General features: G+C 35.1%; 23 protein-coding genes and 2 pseudogenes. 8 read left to right on the top strand and 17 right to left on the bottom strand.

The window, feature by feature from the left end; translation table 11 throughout:
• Positions 1-10 precede the first annotated feature (10 nt).
• Together ystJ and dnaE are read right to left on the bottom strand one after the other, a co-directional pair.
• Positions 11-1,219 (bottom strand): NADP-dependent malic enzyme, encoded by a 1,209-nt coding sequence (ystJ, locus tag DN389_RS18400; RefSeq protein ID WP_161796084.1) that lies wholly within the window; start codon positions 1,217-1,219, stop codon positions 11-13.
• A 133-nt stretch (positions 1,220-1,352) separates the two neighbouring features.
• The gene (dnaE, locus tag DN389_RS18405; RefSeq protein ID WP_149237444.1) at positions 1,353-4,679 is read right to left on the bottom strand and encodes a DNA polymerase III subunit alpha; all 3,327 of its coding nucleotides are present in this window, start codon (positions 4,677-4,679) and stop codon (positions 1,353-1,355) included.
• Positions 4,680-4,721: 42 nt separating this feature from the next.
• On the opposite strand from dnaE, the gene ytrH reads away from it, so the two are divergent.
• Both ytrH and ytrI read left to right on the top strand, forming a co-directional pair.
• Positions 4,722-5,135: a sporulation membrane protein YtrH gene (ytrH, locus tag DN389_RS18410; RefSeq protein ID WP_073516695.1), complete on the top strand. Its 414-nt coding sequence runs from the start codon at positions 4,722-4,724 to the stop codon at positions 5,133-5,135.
• Positions 5,132-5,635 carry a sporulation membrane protein YtrI gene (ytrI, locus tag DN389_RS18415; RefSeq protein WP_046958744.1) on the top strand — a complete coding sequence of 168 codons (504 nt, stop codon included), beginning with the start codon at positions 5,132-5,134 and terminating at the stop codon, positions 5,633-5,635. The genes ytrH and ytrI overlap by 4 nt, the downstream gene beginning before the upstream one ends.
• A gap of 51 nt (positions 5,636-5,686) precedes the next feature.
• Here the strand turns inward: ytrI and DN389_RS18420 are convergent, their stop codons facing one another.
• Positions 5,687-6,619 (bottom strand): DHH family phosphoesterase, encoded by a 933-nt coding sequence (locus DN389_RS18420; protein WP_218943859.1) that lies wholly within the window; start codon positions 6,617-6,619, stop codon positions 5,687-5,689.
• Between the two features lie 237 nt (positions 6,620-6,856).
• Here DN389_RS18420 and DN389_RS18430 point away from each other — a divergent pair, with 237 nt between their 5' ends.
• Positions 6,857-7,153: a YtpI family protein gene (locus tag DN389_RS18430; protein WP_149237447.1), complete on the top strand. Its 297-nt coding sequence runs from the start codon at positions 6,857-6,859 to the stop codon at positions 7,151-7,153.
• Between the two features lie 17 nt (positions 7,154-7,170).
• Here the strand turns inward: DN389_RS18430 and DN389_RS18435 are convergent, their stop codons facing one another.
• The 4 genes from DN389_RS18435 to DN389_RS18450 all read right to left on the bottom strand — a co-directional run bounded on the left by DN389_RS18435 (position 7,171) and on the right by DN389_RS18450 (position 10,428).
• Entirely contained in the window at positions 7,171-7,434 is a 264-nt protein-coding gene (locus DN389_RS18435) for a DUF3949 domain-containing protein (RefSeq protein WP_142954177.1), read from the bottom strand.
• A gap of 89 nt (positions 7,435-7,523) precedes the next feature.
• Positions 7,524-8,465 (bottom strand): phosphotransferase enzyme family protein, encoded by a 942-nt coding sequence (locus DN389_RS18440; protein ID WP_149237448.1) that lies wholly within the window; start codon positions 8,463-8,465, stop codon positions 7,524-7,526.
• Positions 8,466-8,592: 127 nt separating this feature from the next.
• On the bottom strand, positions 8,593-8,916 hold the full coding sequence (locus tag DN389_RS18445) for a hypothetical protein (RefSeq protein WP_064449248.1): 324 nt from the start codon (positions 8,914-8,916) through the stop codon (positions 8,593-8,595).
• A 198-nt stretch (positions 8,917-9,114) separates the two neighbouring features.
• Positions 9,115-10,428, bottom strand: coding sequence for a CBS domain-containing protein (locus DN389_RS18450; RefSeq protein ID WP_000201566.1), 1,314 nt, complete (start codon positions 10,426-10,428; stop codon positions 9,115-9,117).
• Between the two features lie 244 nt (positions 10,429-10,672).
• On the opposite strand from DN389_RS18450, the gene DN389_RS28480 reads away from it, so the two are divergent.
• On the top strand, positions 10,673-10,834 hold the full coding sequence (locus tag DN389_RS28480) for a hypothetical protein (protein ID WP_048544377.1): 162 nt from the start codon (positions 10,673-10,675) through the stop codon (positions 10,832-10,834).
• A gap of 40 nt (positions 10,835-10,874) precedes the next feature.
• Here the strand turns inward: DN389_RS28480 and DN389_RS18455 are convergent, their stop codons facing one another.
• Positions 10,875-11,558 carry a metal-dependent hydrolase gene (locus tag DN389_RS18455; RefSeq protein WP_073516700.1) on the bottom strand — a complete coding sequence of 228 codons (684 nt, stop codon included), beginning with the start codon at positions 11,556-11,558 and terminating at the stop codon, positions 10,875-10,877.
• 149 nt (positions 11,559-11,707) lie between these two features.
• On the opposite strand from DN389_RS18455, the gene pepQ reads away from it, so the two are divergent.
• Entirely contained in the window at positions 11,708-12,805 is a 1,098-nt protein-coding gene (gene pepQ, locus DN389_RS18460) for a Xaa-Pro dipeptidase (protein WP_000994030.1), read from the top strand.
• A 29-nt stretch (positions 12,806-12,834) separates the two neighbouring features.
• Here the strand turns inward: pepQ and DN389_RS18465 are convergent, their stop codons facing one another.
• Together DN389_RS18465 and DN389_RS18470 are read right to left on the bottom strand one after the other, a co-directional pair.
• Positions 12,835-13,200, bottom strand: a complete 366-nt coding sequence (locus DN389_RS18465) for a DUF3221 domain-containing protein (RefSeq protein WP_046958838.1) — start codon at positions 13,198-13,200, stop codon at positions 12,835-12,837.
• Between the two features lie 20 nt (positions 13,201-13,220).
• Positions 13,221-13,595, bottom strand: a complete 375-nt coding sequence (locus DN389_RS18470) for a hypothetical protein (protein WP_179955899.1) — start codon at positions 13,593-13,595, stop codon at positions 13,221-13,223.
• A 93-nt stretch (positions 13,596-13,688) separates the two neighbouring features.
• Between DN389_RS18470 and DN389_RS18475 the strand changes: the two genes are divergently transcribed.
• Positions 13,689-14,516 (top strand): DUF2785 domain-containing protein, encoded by an 828-nt coding sequence (locus DN389_RS18475; RefSeq protein WP_149237450.1) that lies wholly within the window; start codon positions 13,689-13,691, stop codon positions 14,514-14,516.
• Positions 14,517-14,529: 13 nt separating this feature from the next.
• On the opposite strand, the gene DN389_RS18480 is transcribed toward DN389_RS18475, so the two are convergent.
• The 7 genes and pseudogenes from DN389_RS18480 to DN389_RS18510 all read right to left on the bottom strand — a co-directional run bounded on the left by DN389_RS18480 (position 14,530) and on the right by DN389_RS18510 (position 17,594).
• On the bottom strand, positions 14,530-14,736 hold the full coding sequence (locus DN389_RS18480) for a hypothetical protein (protein ID WP_001248904.1): 207 nt from the start codon (positions 14,734-14,736) through the stop codon (positions 14,530-14,532).
• Positions 14,737-14,799: 63 nt separating this feature from the next.
• Positions 14,800-14,990, bottom strand: a pseudogene (locus DN389_RS18485) (anti sigma factor C-terminal domain-containing protein); the annotation flags it as partial.
• Positions 14,991-15,128: 138 nt separating this feature from the next.
• Entirely contained in the window at positions 15,129-15,584 is a 456-nt protein-coding gene (locus DN389_RS18490) for a GNAT family N-acetyltransferase (RefSeq protein WP_149237451.1), read from the bottom strand.
• Between the two features lie 72 nt (positions 15,585-15,656).
• Positions 15,657-16,001 carry a DUF6176 family protein gene (locus DN389_RS18495; RefSeq protein ID WP_088609296.1) on the bottom strand — a complete coding sequence of 115 codons (345 nt, stop codon included), beginning with the start codon at positions 15,999-16,001 and terminating at the stop codon, positions 15,657-15,659.
• A 2-nt stretch (positions 16,002-16,003) separates the two neighbouring features.
• Positions 16,004-16,792, bottom strand: a pseudogene (locus DN389_RS18500) (GNAT family N-acetyltransferase).
• Positions 16,789-17,121, bottom strand: a complete 333-nt coding sequence (locus tag DN389_RS18505; protein WP_000450954.1) for a cupin domain-containing protein — start codon at positions 17,119-17,121, stop codon at positions 16,789-16,791. The pseudogene DN389_RS18500 and the gene DN389_RS18505 overlap by 4 nt, the downstream one beginning before the upstream one ends.
• Positions 17,122-17,165: 44 nt before the next feature.
• Positions 17,166-17,594, bottom strand: a complete 429-nt coding sequence (locus DN389_RS18510; RefSeq protein WP_088064561.1) for a hypothetical protein — start codon at positions 17,592-17,594, stop codon at positions 17,166-17,168.
• Positions 17,595-17,772: 178 nt separating this feature from the next.
• Between DN389_RS18510 and DN389_RS18515 the strand changes: the two genes are divergently transcribed.
• A complete protein-coding gene (locus tag DN389_RS18515; protein ID WP_000594566.1) occupies positions 17,773-17,988 on the top strand; it encodes a helix-turn-helix transcriptional regulator in 216 nt (71 codons plus the stop codon).
• Positions 17,985-18,410 carry a hypothetical protein gene (locus DN389_RS18520; protein ID WP_087985399.1) on the top strand — a complete coding sequence of 142 codons (426 nt, stop codon included), beginning with the start codon at positions 17,985-17,987 and terminating at the stop codon, positions 18,408-18,410. The genes DN389_RS18515 and DN389_RS18520 overlap by 4 nt, the downstream gene beginning before the upstream one ends.
• Positions 18,411-18,434 lie beyond the last annotated feature (24 nt).

Consider the following 18,434-nt stretch of genomic DNA (forward strand, 5'->3'; position numbering starts at 1 on the left):
AATTCCTCGCTTATTCTTTACCAATCAGCGCTAATTGTTTTGTTTTCTCAGCAATCTCATTTGGATCTACTTGACGGCGAGCTACTCCTGTCTCCATTGCAGCTTTCGCAACGTAAGCTGCCACTTGAGGCGCTACACGCGCGTCAAACGGTGCCGGAATGATATAGTCTGCATTCAACTCATCTTCTGCTACAAGCTCAGCAATAGCCTGTACAGCTGCCATCTTCATTTCTTCGTTAATTTGTGTCGCATGTACGTCAAGTGCACCACGGAAAATACCAGGGAACGCTAGTACATTATTTACTTGGTTCGCGAAGTCAGAACGACCCGTTCCAACAACAGCTGCGCCCGCTGCTTTTGCCAATTCTGGCATAATTTCTGGAACTGGATTCGCCATTGCAAAAATAATTGCATCGTCATTCATTGTACGAACCATCTCTTCTGTTAATGCACCTTCTGCAGATACACCAATGAATACGTCCGCACCTTGTACAACGTCAGCTAAAGAACCTTCGATACGATTCTTATTTGTATATTTTGCAACTTCATCCTTCACCGGATTCATCCCTGTAGGACGACCATCATAGATTGCGCCTTTACGGTCACACATAATAATGTCACGTACACCATAGCGATATAAAAGTTTAATAATTGCAATACCTGCTGCACCTGCACCATTTGCGACAACTTTAATGTCAGACATTTTCTTTCCAACTAATTTTAGCGCGTTCACAAGACCTGCTACTGTTACGATAGCTGTTCCGTGTTGATCATCATGGAAGATAGGAATATTTGTTTCTTTTTTCAAACGTTCTTCAATAATGAAGCAGTTTGGTGCTGCGATATCCTCTAAGTTAACGCCGCCAAAAGTTGGCTCCATTAATTTTACAGTTTCAACAATTTTATCTACATCGTTTGTATTTAAGGCAATTGGGAATGCATCTACACCAGCAAAGCTCTTGAATAATACAGCTTTACCTTCCATTACTGGAAGAGATGCTTCAGGTCCAATGTTACCAAGACCAAGTACAGCCGTTCCATCTGTCACAACTGCTACCATATTTCCCTTCATCGTATATTCATATACCTTACTTTTATCGTCATAAATTTCCTTACAAGGTTCTGCAACCCCTGGAGAATATGCAAGACTTAAATCTTTTGCATTTTCTACTTTTACTTTTGATACAGTTTCTAATTTTCCTTGATGCACTTTATGCATGTGAAGTGCTTCTTCACGAAGTGTTGACAAACTATCCACTCTCCTCAAATTATTCTAGCTGATATCAATTTCTCCAAGTGGTCTGACCACGAACACTACTACTATAATAATCGAAGTGTAGGGAAATTGTCCATTATATTTTCACAACTACATTTTCTTCCCCGACAATTTCACGAAGTGCTCCTAAACATTCTTCACTTGGATGAATCGATAAACTTCGAGACAATTGTACCATTTTATGTTCCTTTTCATAATAAATTAGTACTTTCGCAAAACCTGAATAGTCAAACAATACTTTAGTAACCTGATTTAAAAGCTTTTTCTCATACTGAGACGACAATTTCACGTAAACAGATGCATCTTTCTTTTCTTCATACACATCCATTTCTTCTAACGGATATAGTCCATTTACAATCCATTGCAACTTATGATTTCTAAGCTCAATCATGCCGTCAACTAAAACAATTGCTCCTTCTTGTAACTTATCTGAGAAATGTATATATGTTTCAGGGAAAAGAACTGCTTCCATTTCATCGTTTTGATCACAAAATGTAATAAACGCCATCTTTTGCAACTTTTTCGTACGAATCACTCTCACGCTTGTTATATACACGATAGCCCTTTGTACTTTTTTCTTATGTCGCATTGCCTGAGCAAGAGATGGAATTTCTAATTCTTTCGCTAACTTCACATACTGCGCTGTCGGATAGCTTGATAAATAAAAACCTAGTGCTTCCTTCTCTTTATTTAATTGTTCAATAAAAGAGAGCTCTTCTCCTTGCACGTATTTTGATTTTGGAACAGCATCTCCTAAATCACGTGCAAGATTTGCGTACTCTAACGCTCCTTTAAGGCTTTTCCATAAATTTGTTCTCGAAACACCAAAATCGTCAAAACACCCAGACCAGACGAACGCCTCTAAATTTCGCTCTGTTACAAACTTTGATGGCATGCGAAGACAAAATTCAAATAAATCTTCAAATACTTTTTTCTCTCGTTCTTCGAGTAATGCTGTCACTGTAGCCATTCCGATGTTTCGAATTGAAAGTAAGCTGTAACGTATCGCATTACCTTCTATTTGGAAATTGTAACCACTTCTCTGAAGAGACGGCGGCAAAACGTGAAAACCTTTCCGCTTCGTTTCTCGTATATACTGCACAATCTTATCTTCATTTCCAATTGCACTTGATAATAATGCTGTCATAAATTCCAGCGTATAATTCGCTTTTAAGTAAGCAAGCTGATATCCAATCATACTGTAGGCTACAGCATGACTTCGGTTAAAACCGTAATTCGCAAATCTTACAATTAAATCGTAAATTTTCTCTGCGGATGTCTCGTCATAACCATTTTGTAAACAGCCTTGTACAAAATGCTTACGCTCCTGATCTAAAATATCACGATTTTTTTTACTCACTGCACGGCGTAATAAATCTGCTTCTCCGAGCGAAAATCCCGCCAACTTCGACGCAATTTGCATAATTTGTTCTTGGTATACAATTACACCGTATGTTCTTTCTAAAATCGGCTTTAAATCCGGATGTAAATATTCAATTTTTCTTTTTCCGTGCTTTGATTCAATAAAGGTTGGAATTTGTTCCATTGGTCCTGGTCTATATAACGAGTTAACAGCGACAATATCTTCAAATTCATTCGGTTTTAACCCGCGAAGTACATTTCGCATACCACCTGATTCAAACTGGAATACACCTGTTGTATCCCCTCTACCTAACAATTGGAACGTCTTTTCATCTTGAAGTGGTAAATTTCTTAAATCAATTTTTGTCCCCGTCTTTTTCACGATAAACTTTATAATATTTTCAAGTAACGTTAAATTACGTAATCCTAAAAAATCCATCTTTAACAAACCAAGTTCTTCTAATGCATCAGCTGGGTATTGCGTAACATACACATCGTTATGCCCTTCTTGTATTGCAACACTTCCGGTTAACGGCTCTTGGCTCATAATAACGCCAGCTGCATGAATAGACGTATGACGTGGTAAGCCTTCTACACGTTTTGCAATTTCAAACACACGCTCATGTAACAGATTCCCTTGTATAAACTCACGGAGTGATTGCGATTCCTCATATGCATCTTTTAACGTTATACCAAGCTTTGATGGGATAAGTTTTGAGAATATGTCAATGTCTCGCGGCGGAAGCCCCATTACACGCGCAATATCTCTAATTGCCGCTTTCGCTGCAAGCGTCCCGAACGTTACAATTTGTGCAACACGCAGCTGACCATATTTATCTTTCACATATCGAATCATCTCATCACGTCTTATATCTGGAAAATCGATATCAATATCTGGAAGTGTCACACGTTCAGGGTTTAAAAATCTTTCAAATAATAGATCGTATTCAATCGGATCAATATCTGTAATTTCTAATACGTAAGAAACGAGTGAGCCGGCTGCCGATCCACGTCCTGGTCCTGTTAAAATATGATTTTCATGCGCATACTTCATAAAATCCCACACGATGAGGAAATAATCACTAAACCCCATACTAGAAATAACGTTTAATTCATGATTCAAACGCTTTATATGTACTTCTTTCGGCGTACCATATCGTTTCTGCAAGCCTTCTTCACAAACGCGGCGTAAATACATATCATTCGTCTCGTTAGCTGGAACAGGAAATTTCGGTAATTGATTTATATGAAACGGTATTTCTACTCTGCAACGTTCTGCAATTTCTACTGTGTTATAAATCGCTTCTTCTACGTGAGAAAATAGTGCTTCCATTTCATCTGATGATTTTAAATAATATTGATCCGTTTTCAACCTTGGTCTATCTGGATCAGTCATTTTCGTTCCACTTTCAACAGATAATAAGCACTCATGAACGAGTGCGTCACTTTGATTGATGTAGCGTACATCGTTTGTTGCAACGACTGGAACATTTATCCTACTCATAAATGCAGGTAATTTCTCTTGCAGGAGCAGTTCATCTTGAATCGCATGATGCTGCAAACTCATATAAAAATTGTCGAACATACTTTGATACATGCGAGCTACTTCTTCAGCTTGACTCTCTTTGTCTTCTAATAATAATTGTTCAATTTCCCCATCTTTACCTGGTGAAATAGCAATTAATCCTTTCGCATAATGGGCAAGCCACTTTTTCGGAATACCTTCTTTTGACTTCGTCATAATGCTACTAGAAATCTTTAATAAATTTTGATAGCCCATTTCATTTTCAGCAAGTAAAACAAGCGGATAAGATTTTTCCTCTTCTTCACTAAAAATAGAAGCTGTTAAGCCGATAATAGGCTGTATACCATGTTTCTTACATGCTTTATAAAACGGAATAACGCCATACATAACATTTTCGTCCGTAATAGCGAGTGACGAAAAACCAAGTTCTTTCGCCCTGACTACAAGCTCATCAATTTTACAAGCACTTTTTAATAAACTAAAAACGGTTTGACATTGTAAATGCACAAACTTCACTGTTGTACCCTCTCTTTACCAATCTGACTACTTTTATTATAGGTGATGAGGAAAGCGGAAATCAAAACATACTTCTTATACTTTGTCCATATATATGAAGAAGAAAGGGGAATGACGATGGATGTAAGAGAACATACTTTTTTCTCTCTGCTTATTATTAGTTATTTTATTGCCTTTGGGGTTATACTTGGTGGTTCATTAATTGGTGGATTTGGTGCATTTCTTATCGGAAAACCAACTCTAACTTACATTAATCAATTCGCCCAAAATTTAAGAATTTGGGCACTCGTTGCAGCAATTGGCGGAACATTTGATACTTTTTATAGCTTTGAAAGAAGTTTCTTTGGCGGAGATATGAAAGATATCGTAAAACAAATTCTCCTTATCTTTTTCGCAACGGGTGGTATGCAAACAGGTCTTACTATTATTAAATGGCTAACGCAGGAACATGTATGAGAGTACCAAGTGCCAATACAGCAAAAAAATGGTATTTAGTTTTAGCTGGTGCTGCTGTTGGAGGCGTGTTAAGCTGGTTTGTTTTTTTGTACATATACGGTGTTTTTCAAGAAGAACAAGCTAGTAAAATAGCAGAGCAACGAGAAATTATAGAAAAACAAGAAGCAAAGCTCCACGTCCTTCTCGAAGATCAAGAAAAATTGAATACAGAAAATAAACGGCTCTTAACTATTCAAGAGATTAAAATAAAACTTATAAATCGAGAAAAATACGATTTAGACAACCTTACACTCGAAAATATGACTACGTCTATCCATAATGACCTCCAACATCTTTTAACGAAAAACATTCAAAGTATAGCAAAAAATAAAGACCTACTCAAAAAGGTAATCGAAAACAAAACGTACAAACATTACGATCGGCTATATCGTTTCAAAGTCGATACGATATCTTTTGATACAGTGCTTGAAATTAGCATTACGATAGAGAAAGAAAAATAAAGAAGGAGGGCTTTACCGCCGCTCCTTCTTTTCGTTTTCATATATAATCTCTTATCTACACAGCTCACGTAAATCAGCAAAAAGACGATCCGCTTCTTCCCAAGAAGATGCTTTTGCACCAGAAGCCATCGGATGCCCTCCGCCATTATATTGCATTGCTAATTTATTTATCACTGGTCCTTTTGAGCGAAGACGAACACGAATCACATCGTCTTCCTCTAAAAATAGAACCCAAGACTTTAATCCATCAATATTACCAAGTGCTCCAACAACACCTGATGCCTCAGAAGGAAGTACATCAAACTTTTCTAACACTTCTTTCGTTAATTTAATGTAAGCTGCTCCTTCTTCTACCATCGTAAAGTTTTGTAAAATATAGCCGTTTAAACGAGCAATCTTTTCTTTCGTCTTATACATTTCATTGTATAAATCTGTGAACTTCACATCCATATCAACAAGCTCACTCACGTAACAAAGTGTTTTCGCTGTTGTATTCGGGAATAAGAAACGACCTGTATCCCCAACAATACCCGCTAAAATAAGACGAGCTGCTTCTTTCGTTATCTGTAATCCTTTATCTTTTCCATAACTGTAAAACTCATAAATCATTTCACTTGTAGAACTTGCTGTCGTATCTACCCACGTAATATCTCCGTACGGATCTTCATTCGGATGATGATCGATTTTAATTAACATCTTCCCTTTTGCATAGCGTTGATCGTCAACACGTTCTTGGTTCGCAGTATCACATACGATAACAAGTGCATTTTCATATACACTATCTTCAATATCATCCATTACTCGTAAATATTCTAGTGACGGTTCATTGTACCCAACCGTATAAATATTTTTCTCTGGAAACGATTCTTGTAGAATTGTACCAAGACCTCCCTGTGAACCTAATGCATCTGGATCTGGACGCACATGACGATGAATAATAATTGTATCAAACTCTTTAATTGCTCTTAAAATTTGCTCATGCATATGTATAATCTCCTTTTCACTCAACTTCTTCACTTTAACGTGCAGTAAAAGCCCGATTGGTGCGGGCAAATCATTAGCGTAGAAACATCCTCACACTAATTAAAGTTTCACTTTATCCTCCATTATAACGGAAAGTATTTCATACATGCGAACAATTGCTTTATAATAAAAGTTAGAAAGTTTACATATTTCTTTTTCTCTACTATTATTTTTCACAAAGCGATGGGAGTGTGCATGATGCCAGTATTAGTCTTCTGTATTATCGTCTCATTTATGTTGTACCTCTTCTACAAAACAAAATACTTTCGTACAAACCGCCCAATGGAGAAAGGTTGGCTCTCAGGAAAATCCGCAATGGCACTTGGTTCATTCGTCTTATTCTTTGGGCTAAACCAATTCTTTTTAGAACTTTCAACCGCTCGAATTATCGTTGGTGTTTTATTTGTTCTATTTGGTAGTGCAAGTGTATTTAATGGATTTCGCCAATACAAACATTTCTTACCATTAGCAGTTGAAGAAGCTGAATCTGTCTGAAGCAGTGCAAAAAAGCATCAACGTTGTGATGCTTTTTTACGTCCCTTAACTTTCAAAATCATATATGCAACAAACGCGGATGGTATATTAAAGGGGTTGCCTTGTACGTGAAAATGTAATTGTTCTTCTTCAAAAGACATTTTTTCATATAGTTCTCGCTGAGATAATCCTGTTCGTTTCTTTTTTTCATGTAAACCTTGTAAATATAAATATTGAAGCGGTATCATCACAAGAAAGTAAAATAGTGCGATCCCACCAAAAAAGAGCACTTCTGATGACATAATGCATACCACCTTCCCGAAATCCATTTTCTTACAATTAAATTGTAACATAGTATAAACTCCAATTGAATTAATATTCTGTTTTTTAGTTATACAATTGTCTCACCACATAATTCCTCTTCAGCATACTGAACATATCGCCTAATAAAAGCACTGGGATCTTTTCTAATAGGCTCGATATCAAGCCTTAACGGAATCTTTCCCGCCATATAAAAAATTCTCGAAGCAGTCCCAAGTCGAATAGCTGTTTCCGAAATATTTTCCCCATATCCCATCATGAAATTCCCCCATACAACTTCTAACTGTCCCGAAGCAATTAAATGTAATCTCGGAACACCAATATCAAACTCTTTATAGCCAAATCCACATTCATCAAAATCGAGTAAATACCAATCCTCTTTGTCTACAAGAATATTTCCAAAATGCATATCTCCGTGAACAAATTGTTTTTCTCCCAATTGAATTGAGTTTGTAAGTTCTTGTATTCTTTCTGCAATTCTCAAGCATTTATTTTTATCCTCATAAGATAAAAAAGAAGTATTTAATAAACATTGTAAAGGCTCATGAATCATCTTTTGCTCGCTATATATAGGTCTTTCATAACCTCTCCAAGTTTGCGACACTCTTTTAAGCACTCCATTTGTTTTTTCATGAAACATTCGCATTAATGCTCCAAGTTTTTCATAATCTTTATCCTTTGGTTTTATAATTTCACTTCCATTTATAAACCTAAAGACGACAAAATACTGGATATTTCCTTCATCTTTCATAATAGGTGTAATCAAATCACCACTTTTATTGACAATTACTTCTGGTACTAACATTTGTTTTTGTATCGCTATTAACCAATGTATTTCAGCTTCTATTTGCTCGGCTGTATAACGTCCTTCTCTATACTGCCTAACCACAAATTTATTTTTATCCGATTCGAATATATATGTTTGATTTTCTCCCCCATGTAACAATGAAACTTTCGTAAGACTATTTAAATTATATTGCTTACATAACTGCTCTTTAATGTAAAAATCCATTCTTCTCCCCCTAGTTCATATAGTGAAGCATCGTTTCCCCTATCCAATTACACTATTCTTATCTTTTAATGATTAGTAGCGTAATCGACTAACAACCAATTTTCTATCCACATTGATACATATCCTTCTATTTTTTCACTTCTCTACTAAAACGCCCACTGAACTTAAGTAATAGCTTCAAAATCCAATAAAACAATATAAAGTTAAAGAAAAAGCCTAATGGATTAAACGAAATTTCCCATCCACCATAATAAATGAAATTTTCTGCTGGTATACCAAAGTAAAGAAAATCGCTATTATTTTCTCCAGTTGTAGGGGCAAAGGAACAAATAATAGCGAAAATCAAACTTACTACATACAATTTCTTTTTATTTGAATCCATTCTTCTATGTGTTAACACATAAAAAGTTATTGCAAATACTACACCTAAAAAGAGAACTATTACTCCCATTCGACACCTCCACAATTATTGTTCAAGCATCTTCAAGTGATTACATGTTCCTATTTATAAATATGAAACAGAACGTGATTTATTTTTCTCTTTCGCAATTCAAAGCATGCTAGATTCAGTTGCTAACTACATTTTAAAACTCCCTCATGTAGCGTTCTAAAAAAAATGGAACAAACCAAAGCGGTCTGCTCCATCTTTTTATTTATCGATCAACTGCACCATAAGTAATGCTTTCCCGACGACATTACCTTCATGATGTACTTCTACATCAACCTTACCAAATTTACGTCCAATTTCTAATACTTTCGGATGAACCGATACAACATTGTCAATTTGAACTGGTTTTACGAAATAAATTGTTAAGTTCTCAACAATTAAATCACTCTTCTTTTGCGCACGAATAACGCGATTCGTTGCTTCCGTCACAATTGTTGTGAATACACCGTAAGATAACGTTCCGATTGAATTCGTCATTTGCGGCGTCACTGAAAATTGATATAAATGTTCATTTTTCGCTTCTTTCGGCGTCATAAATTGATTCGTTACAATATCATCGATTGTTTCGCCGACTTGTGGTTGACGCTGAATCATTTGCAGCGCCTGAAGTACATCTTGACGACTAATAATTCCTTGCAGTTTATTTCCTTCATCAACAACTGGAAGTAACTCAATACCTTCCCACACCATCATACGTGCTGCAGCTGCGACAGACATTTTACCGTTTACCGTAATTGGATGCTTTGTCATCACTTTATCAATTGGTGTTTCTTTCACGACACCAATCATATCTTTTGAAGTTACGATACCTAACACCTTTTTATTTTCATCAACAATTGGATAACGTCCATGCATCGTTTCTTCATTGTACGCATGCCATTGCTGCACTGTATCATTCGGCTTTAAATATAACGTCTCTTCAATTGGCGTTAAAATATCTTCAACGAGGACAATTTCTTTCTTAATAAGCTGATCGTAAATTGCACGGTTAATTAACGTCGCAACTGTAAATGTATCGTAACTACTTGAAATAATCGGCAGTTTTAATTCGTCTGCTAATTTCTTCACATGATCTTCCGTATCAAATCCGCCCGTAATTAATACCGCAGCTCCGGCTTCTAACGCTAATTGATGTGCGTTCGTACGGTTACCGATAATAAGTAAGTTTCCAGCTTCTGTATAGCGCATCATCGCTTCTAATTTCATTGCCCCGATTACGAATTTATTTAACGTTTTATGTAGGCCCTCTCTGCCCCCAAGTACTTGACCATCGACAATGTTAACGACTTCTGCATATGTCAGCTTTTCAATATTCTCTTTCTTCTTTTGTTCAATTCGAATTGTTCCGACACGTTCAATCGTACTAACATATCCTTTATTTTCTGCATCTTTAATTGCACGGTAAGCTGTCCCTTCACTTACACTCAAATCTTTCGCAATTTGCCTTACAGAAATTTTATGCCCTACTGGCAGGCCATTAATATGTTCTAAAATTTGGTTATGCTTGGTAGCCAAATGGTTTCACCATACTTTCTTTTCCCTAAATTCTTCATGTGTTGTATTTTCAGTATACTATATTTTCAAAACTGTTACACTCTCTCTTTATATATCTGTACTATTTTTTTTATAACAAAATACGCCTTACATTACACTACTTCTTCTATTACAACAATGTAATGGTATTGTCATCTCGTTCGATAGTTTGTCCAGCCGCTTCAATATACAATGAAGACAAGAAATGAAACAAAGGAGCGGATATATGATGAAAAAATTATTAGAAGTTGTAGGTGCTGTATTTTTAGCTTTCGTAGATGGAAAAAAAGTTGCAATGGAATTGAATGAAGCACCTGAACAACCACTTCCAAAAAGAAAAAAATCATCAAAACAAGTACAACCTTTAAAAGCTGTCCTACACACGTAAAAAACCCTTCACTTGTCTTTTCAAATGAAGGGTTTCTTTTCTATAGTGTAATACTTTCTCCAGCTTCTAATACTTTTCCTGTACAATTTTGTAGCTTTTCTACAAATTGATATGGGTCTTGTTCAATTACTGGGAACGTATTGTAATGCATCGGCACAACAGTTTTCGCCTGAACCCATTTTGCTGCTAAAACAGCATCTTCTGGCCCCATTGTGAAATTATCGCCAATTGGTAAAAATGCTATATCAATGTTATTCAGTTCCCCAATTAATTTCATATCAGAGAATAGAGCGGTATCTCCTGCATGGTATACAGTTTTCTCTTCTGCTGTAAATAAAATACCTGCTGGCATACCTGTATATGTAATCGTCTTATTTTCTTCATCAATATAACTAGAACCGTGGAATGCTTGTGTAAACTTCACTTTTCCGAAGTCAAATTCATGCGAACCACCAATATGCATCGGATGTGTATTTACACCTTGCCAACTTAAAAATGTCGCTAGTTCAAATGGTGCCACAACAACTGCATTATTTTTCTTCGCAAGCTCTACTGTATCTCCAACATGATCACCATGTCCATGCGATAAAAGAATTGCATCTACTTTGACATCTTCAGCCTTTAAATCCGTTGTCGGATTTCCAGTTAAAAATGGATCAATTAAAATCACTTTTCCATTCGTTTCAATCTTTACAACTGAATGCCCGTGATAAGATACTTTCATTACTACATTCCTCCCCTATTCACATTCTCATTTTTTATTCTACATGATTTTTCAATTCCCTGTCTTTTCTAACATCTATTTACTTGTCATAACGCTTTCTTCCGATGTAAAGTTATATTTGTAATTAAATATCTCGGGGGTGCCAATCGATGAATGCTAGATTAGAAAATTTAATGCAATGGCTAAAAGAAAAAAACGTAGAAGCTGCGTTCTTAACTTCTACACCGAACGTCTTCTACATGACAAACTTCCACTGTGAACCACATGAAAGACTTCTTGGTATGTTTGTATTCCAAGAAAAAGAGCCTATTTTAATTTGCCCTAAAATGGAAGAAGGTCAAGCGCGTAACGCTGGCTGGGCACATGAAATTATCGGATTTACTGATACTGACAGACCATGGGATATGATTGCAAAAGCAATTAAAGACCGCGGCATCAATGCAAATGCAGTTGCAATTGAAAAAGAACATTTAAACGTAGAGCGCTACGAAGAATTAACAAAGTTATTCCCAAATGCAGCTTTCAAATCAGCTGAGGAAAAAGTTCGTGAACTTCGCTTAATTAAAGATGAAAAAGAACTTTCTATTTTACGCGAAGCAGCTAAAATGGCGGACTACGCTGTTGAAGTTGGTGTAAATGCAATTAAAGAAGATCGTAGTGAGCTAGAAGTATTAGCAATTATTGAACACGAATTAAAAACAAAAGGCATACATAAAATGTCATTTGATACGATGGTATTAGCAGGTGCAAACTCTGCTCTTCCACACGGTATTCCAGGTGCAAATAAAATGAAACGCGGCGATTTCGTACTATTTGATTTAGGCGTAATCATTGAAGGTTATTGCTCTGACATTACACGTACAGTAGCATTCGGTGAAATTTCTGAAGAACAAACTCGTATTTATAACACTGTACTTGCTGGACAACTACAAGCAGTTGAAGCATGTAAACCAGGTGTTACACTTGGTGCAATCGACAACGCTGCTCGTTCTGTTATCGCAGATGCAGGTTACGGGGACTTCTTCCCACACCGCCTTGGTCACGGACTTGGAATTAGCGTACACGAATATCCAGATGTAAAAGCTGGTAACGAGTCTCCATTAAAAGAAGGTATGGTCTTCACAATCGAACCAGGTATTTACGTACCAAACGTAGGTGGCGTTCGTATTGAAGATGATATTTACATCACAAAAGACGGATCAGAAATTTTAACGAAATTCCCGAAAGAATTACAATTTGTGAAATAATAAAAAAGGCAGCGTGATTGCTGCCTTTTTTATTTCTCTACTATTTCAAATTTCTCTACAATCATTTTTGCTGGATAGCTTTCAAGCATTTGAGAAAACCATACTTTTATTTTATCCCCTGTTTTTAACTGTTTATATGCGCCTTTATCTTTAAAGCTCAAAACTATATGTGATGGATGCTCTTTATTTATTTGTTGTTCCATATAATGTTGCAATTCTACTTTTGTATTAAACGTTTTATCATCGACAAAAAATACCGTGTCATTCCTTACTATGACATACCCCTCTTCAGGTACTTTTTTTACCGCTACTTGCTCTACTTGTTTTATATCACACGCTGATAATATGATTAGAAATACACTTAAAAACATAAAGTTTTTCATACGCCTATTCATTTTTAACTCCTTACTCTAGGCTATTTCAAATTTAACACCATCTTCTCCTCATACTTATCATCCCATTTAATCACAACCGCTATCGGTTCATCTTTGGATAGGGGCGTACAACTGACACAAGAAGACTTCATTTCAACCTTTGCTCCTTTATGATTTTCTAACGTTTGTGTCATTGTGCTAAAGGATCCATTAATAGCAATCTCTAAATTTTTAAATTCTGTATTCCCATCCCCGCCCTTATACTGAAACGTAAACATTCCATCTTCACTGTCATCCTTAATATATCCTTTATATTGCCCCGTCCAACTTTTGCTCTCACTAGAAAAAGTAACATACGAAATCGAACAACTTCCTAAAAAGAAAATACTAATAAAAAAGAATAATGCTCTCTTCATAATGCCCCTCCATTCAAAAGCACTTATTTATTGTCTATTTCTTCCTCTTATTATATTATAAAAATACAGAATTTTCTAAAACAGGAGGTTTATATGTTACAACAACAGTTAGAAGAAATTCGTAATAATAATTACATACTGAATAAAACACTTAACATTGATTCTTTAAGTTCCAATATGCTTGAGCATATCGGTGTTACCGATAGCTATTTAAGAGACAAGCTCATCTACTCTACTTTTTATCATCTCATCAAAAAGGACTACATTTCACACACACAATTAGAGAAACTATTATTAGAAAGCATTAGTGAAAAATATTTATTGTATAAAATTCATTCGGATGACGAAGATGCTGTATTTACCCGCGCATTTACGACATTATTACTTGCGCTCATTATTGATGCTGATACAAAATATAATTTCTTATCACAGAATGATATTTTAAATGTGAAAGATCAATTAATTCTATATATGAACAAAGAACATGATTTCCGTGGATATGTTCAAGACCGTGGCTGGGCACATAGTATCGCTCATGCTTCTGATACATTTGAAGCGCTTGTTCGTAGTCCTAAACTGGAAACTTTACATTACGAAGAAATATTACAAACTTTATTAAACAAAGTTTGTGTCCATTCTATTTACTACAAATATGAAGAAGACGAGCGACTCGTTTATCCGATTGTCTCAATGCTACAAAATAGTCTAAAGGAAGACGTACTCATATTAGCCCTTCATGACTTAGTAGCTCAATTACCAGTCCAAAAACAAACACTACATATTGAATCATACGAGTTTCTATACGGAAATATAAAATCTTTCCTACGCAGCTTATTTTTCAGACTACGTACACTTTCTATATGTGAAGAAACCGAATGCGAAATTGAAAAATTGCTACGAGAGCTTCCAAAATATTATTAAAAAAGAAGGCCACTCAAAAAGTGCCTTCTTCTATTTCACTAATATTTAATTGAAATTTCACGATCCAAACTGAGAAAAGGTGGACAAGAATCGCAAACGCCATACATGCTCCGCTTAAAAAAGTTAGTATAGGATGCGAATACACGTGCCCTAATCCATAAGATATCGCCACGAAAAACATTGTTATGTAAATATAAATTGCTCCATGTATTTGCCTCATATTAACCTCCTTTTCCCATATTATAACATAAATTTTCTGATTATTCACATTAATCTCTTGTGATCAATATTTCTCAACTGTTACACCTCTAACAGCAGCCTTAATATACGGTGCTCCTTGTAAACTTTGTAAATCCTCTGTTTTTCCTGTTACAACTACACCGTATATTGGTAGGTCTTTTGGTTTTATGTTTTTATTTCTTTATAGTTTGTCCTAAAAGATTCGTGATATCCTCTTTTATTTTCACTTAAAGATATCCAAATACAGCTTTTCTAAATGTTTATTATAATAAAAAGCACATCTATTTTGATGTGCTCTACACATATACTTTAGTAACATATGAATCATTTTTTTGAAACAAAGACTCCCACTCATCTCTCCCCAAACTATCGTTATGACTTAGTTGCCATAATAATTGAACGAGGATAAAACCCCAGCTTTTCATAAAACGATACAGCTTCATTTCCGTACACTACTGTTAATTCAATTTCATCTATCTTCTTCGCTTTAAACCATTCCACTGCACTATTCATTAATTTTAAACCAAATCCGTTTCTTCGGTATTTTTCATCAACGAATAAAACTTCAATCTTTCCGCTTACACTTTTACTATACGCTATACAAAACCCTAATATATCAGCTGTTTCCGCCTCAACTAATAATTCAATTCTATATTCTCCGTACTTTGAATTCTGTTTATAATTTTCAATACGTTCCTCAAATGTCATTCTTGGATAATCACCAGAAAAATGTTTTGATTTATTATTATGATATTCATGCAATTTATTTAAGGGTTCTCTTATTATTTCTATTTCATCGAGAGTGATATATTTATTACTAATTCTCATCCTACAGCATCTCCAATAATATATATTCCAACAAAAAAGAAGAACTTTTTACGGTTATAAAATACCAATCTATTATTTCATCACGTCCTTCACAACATCTTGAATCATAACAACCTCTGTTTTCATATCAACAGATGGTGCTTCTTCATCAATACATTCATGCCAAAATTCTAAGTGCTTTTTATCAATTTCATGATGAGAATTTTCGACAAGAGCCCCGCCTTCTCCTTGCACAGAATACCAATATAAGTATTCTTCTCCATCTCTTATTTCCCGGAAAATTGTCTCAACGTACATCTTTTCGTCGTTTAGTGTCAAAAGCACTTCTTTCATATTGTCATTAAGAAGCTGCATCCATGCATCTACACACTGACTTTTACCTTGTTTCACTTTGAATCTCGTTAACTCTACATTCATTTTTATTCCCCCGTTTTCTTGCGTACAAACAATCTATATTCTATTGGATGATTAAAACTTAATTTACTAGCTAGTTTTTGCGAAGGAATATTGTCTACATAACAATCCCAGCACGGTGTAATATCATTTTGCATGCAATGTTCAATGAACCGCGTTGCAACAGCTTGTGCTAATCCTTTTCCTTGATATGATTCATGCGTCACAATATCAATTTCAGCAAATCCATTCCCATTAAATATCGAAACACATTCAGCTACAATCCTCCCATCTTGTTCTATACAAAATCCAAAGCCATTATTTAAAAATGCTTCAGTTGATCCCCAATATTCTTTATAATACACCTCTGTAAATTCATTGCTTCGTTCTATATCTCTTTTATCAATACGCTTCACTTCATATGTATTTTTGTTTGCATCTTGTTTTCTCTCTTCAAAAATTTCTCATTGAAATTTCATTCGAGGCATGTCCCGAAGTGCATTACTAAAACGCCCTTCAATCATCATTTCCCACTCTTCAATTGAAGTGAAGAGTGTAAATCTCTTCTCTGTTTTTTCAATGGCCATTTTTAAATACGCAAATAAATCTTCGTTATAATTGTGATCATCCGTATCACCAAATAAATAATAGATACCGTTAGCTGTACGAATTAATCCTGCTGTTAACTTCTCGTTGGCAAAAATCTCGCCATCTATCATTTGGTCACATACCGCATAAGCAAACGTCGTCGTTGTTGTATTACTTTCTAAAATCGGAAGGATTTTTTTATACTCGGCTACAGATAATTTCTTCATAACTGCTCCACTTTAATCGTATCAGCTTCTATATTTTCAAAACAAAGATTTACTGTTCTCTTTAACGCTCTCGTTCTATGAATCGTGCATACTGGAATTAAGATAGAATCATTTGGCTTTAAAACCGCCGTTTCTCCATCTTCAAAATCGATAAGTAATTCTCCCTCTAACACAATAAATAATTCATCCGAATTAGAATGATAGTGCCAATCATATTCACCAGTAAATACAGCGATTCGTAAGCAATGACTATTTACATTTGAAACGACGAAGTTTTTATGTTGATCTTGAATGCCCTTCGTTAATTCTAATAAATTCACAGTCTCCATATTTCGTCCCACCCTTTCATTAGTCGTTCTTCTGCAAAAACAACTTAGTCTCCACCACCTCCGCAATCTCCTCCACTATCACTTGAGCTGCTACAATCGTTACTACTGTAGTCACCGAATCCACTTGATGAGCTTGAAGCATCTGAAGATTTTTTTCTCATTTTTCTTTGCTTATCGTTCTTACTTTCATAACTAGGCCACACTTTATTAAATAATATAAAGAATAAGACTAGCTCTATTGCGACAAGGAGATACCCAAAAACATTCTCAATAATATTGGGTGTTATCCCAAAACTGTAAAACACCCTAGCTGAATAAAGACACAAAATTACATACAGAGCCATACAAATATACCGAAATGTTTTCTCTATCATAATGACTATTTTTTGTGATAGAGGTATGTTCTGTTCCTGTTTTTTCTTCATATACTTTTGTCTTTTAACTTGCCTTTTCTTCCTCTTTTTACTCCCCATTGAATCTCCTCTTCCGACTTCTTTTTTCATTTAATTCCAAATTATCACAAAAAATAACATTATAACAAGCTATATTTCACGTAAAGTTTTGTTTACTTTTTGTAAAGTTTTATTTACTTATTACCTAAAAATGGATATAATAAATGTAACAAATTTACAAAAAGGAGACTTTGTATATTTGATTAAAAATAAGGTGAAACAATTCCGCGTCATTAGAGACATCACCCAAGAACAATTAGCTTCCTCTGTTCAAATCACTAGACAATCCCTCATCGCTATCGAGAAGAATAAATACAACCCGAGTTTAGAATTAGCATTGAAATTATGTGAGTTTTTCAACTGTAAAGTAGAAGATTTATTTCAATTAGATAAAACTGGGGAGGAAAAAGAATGAAAAACCCTTTTAATCAAAAGTTCATTTCGCATCTTACCTTTTTATTGTTAGGTTCAACTTTTCTTTATTTCACTAGTAATGATGAAGAAAAAATTACTTCTGTCCTTCTATTCGCTGGCGTATTTATACTCTTAGACTCGATACTATTCGTAGTGAAACAAATATTCTTTAAGAAAAAAAAGAGCGATCCCGAAAAATATCCATTACCTGAGATGGATGAAAGAATCGAGAAGATGAGTTTAAAACTTATGGCGCAAATTTTTGGTCTCTCTCATTTAATCGGTTCTGCGATACTATTTATTTTATATATCACTGACAAAAATTCGATGATACGAGTTGAGTATGCCTTGTATTACTTATTCGGCATTCTTTTCTTTACAATGATGTTCGGATTGAAAATTGTAAAGAAACTAGACAATTAATCCAAGCAAAAAGCCCCTCCTTAC

The organism is Bacillus sp. AY3-1 (assembly GCF_008368785.1).
GTDB classification, from domain to species: Bacteria; Bacillota; Bacilli; order Bacillales; family Bacillaceae_G; genus Bacillus_A; species Bacillus_A wiedmannii.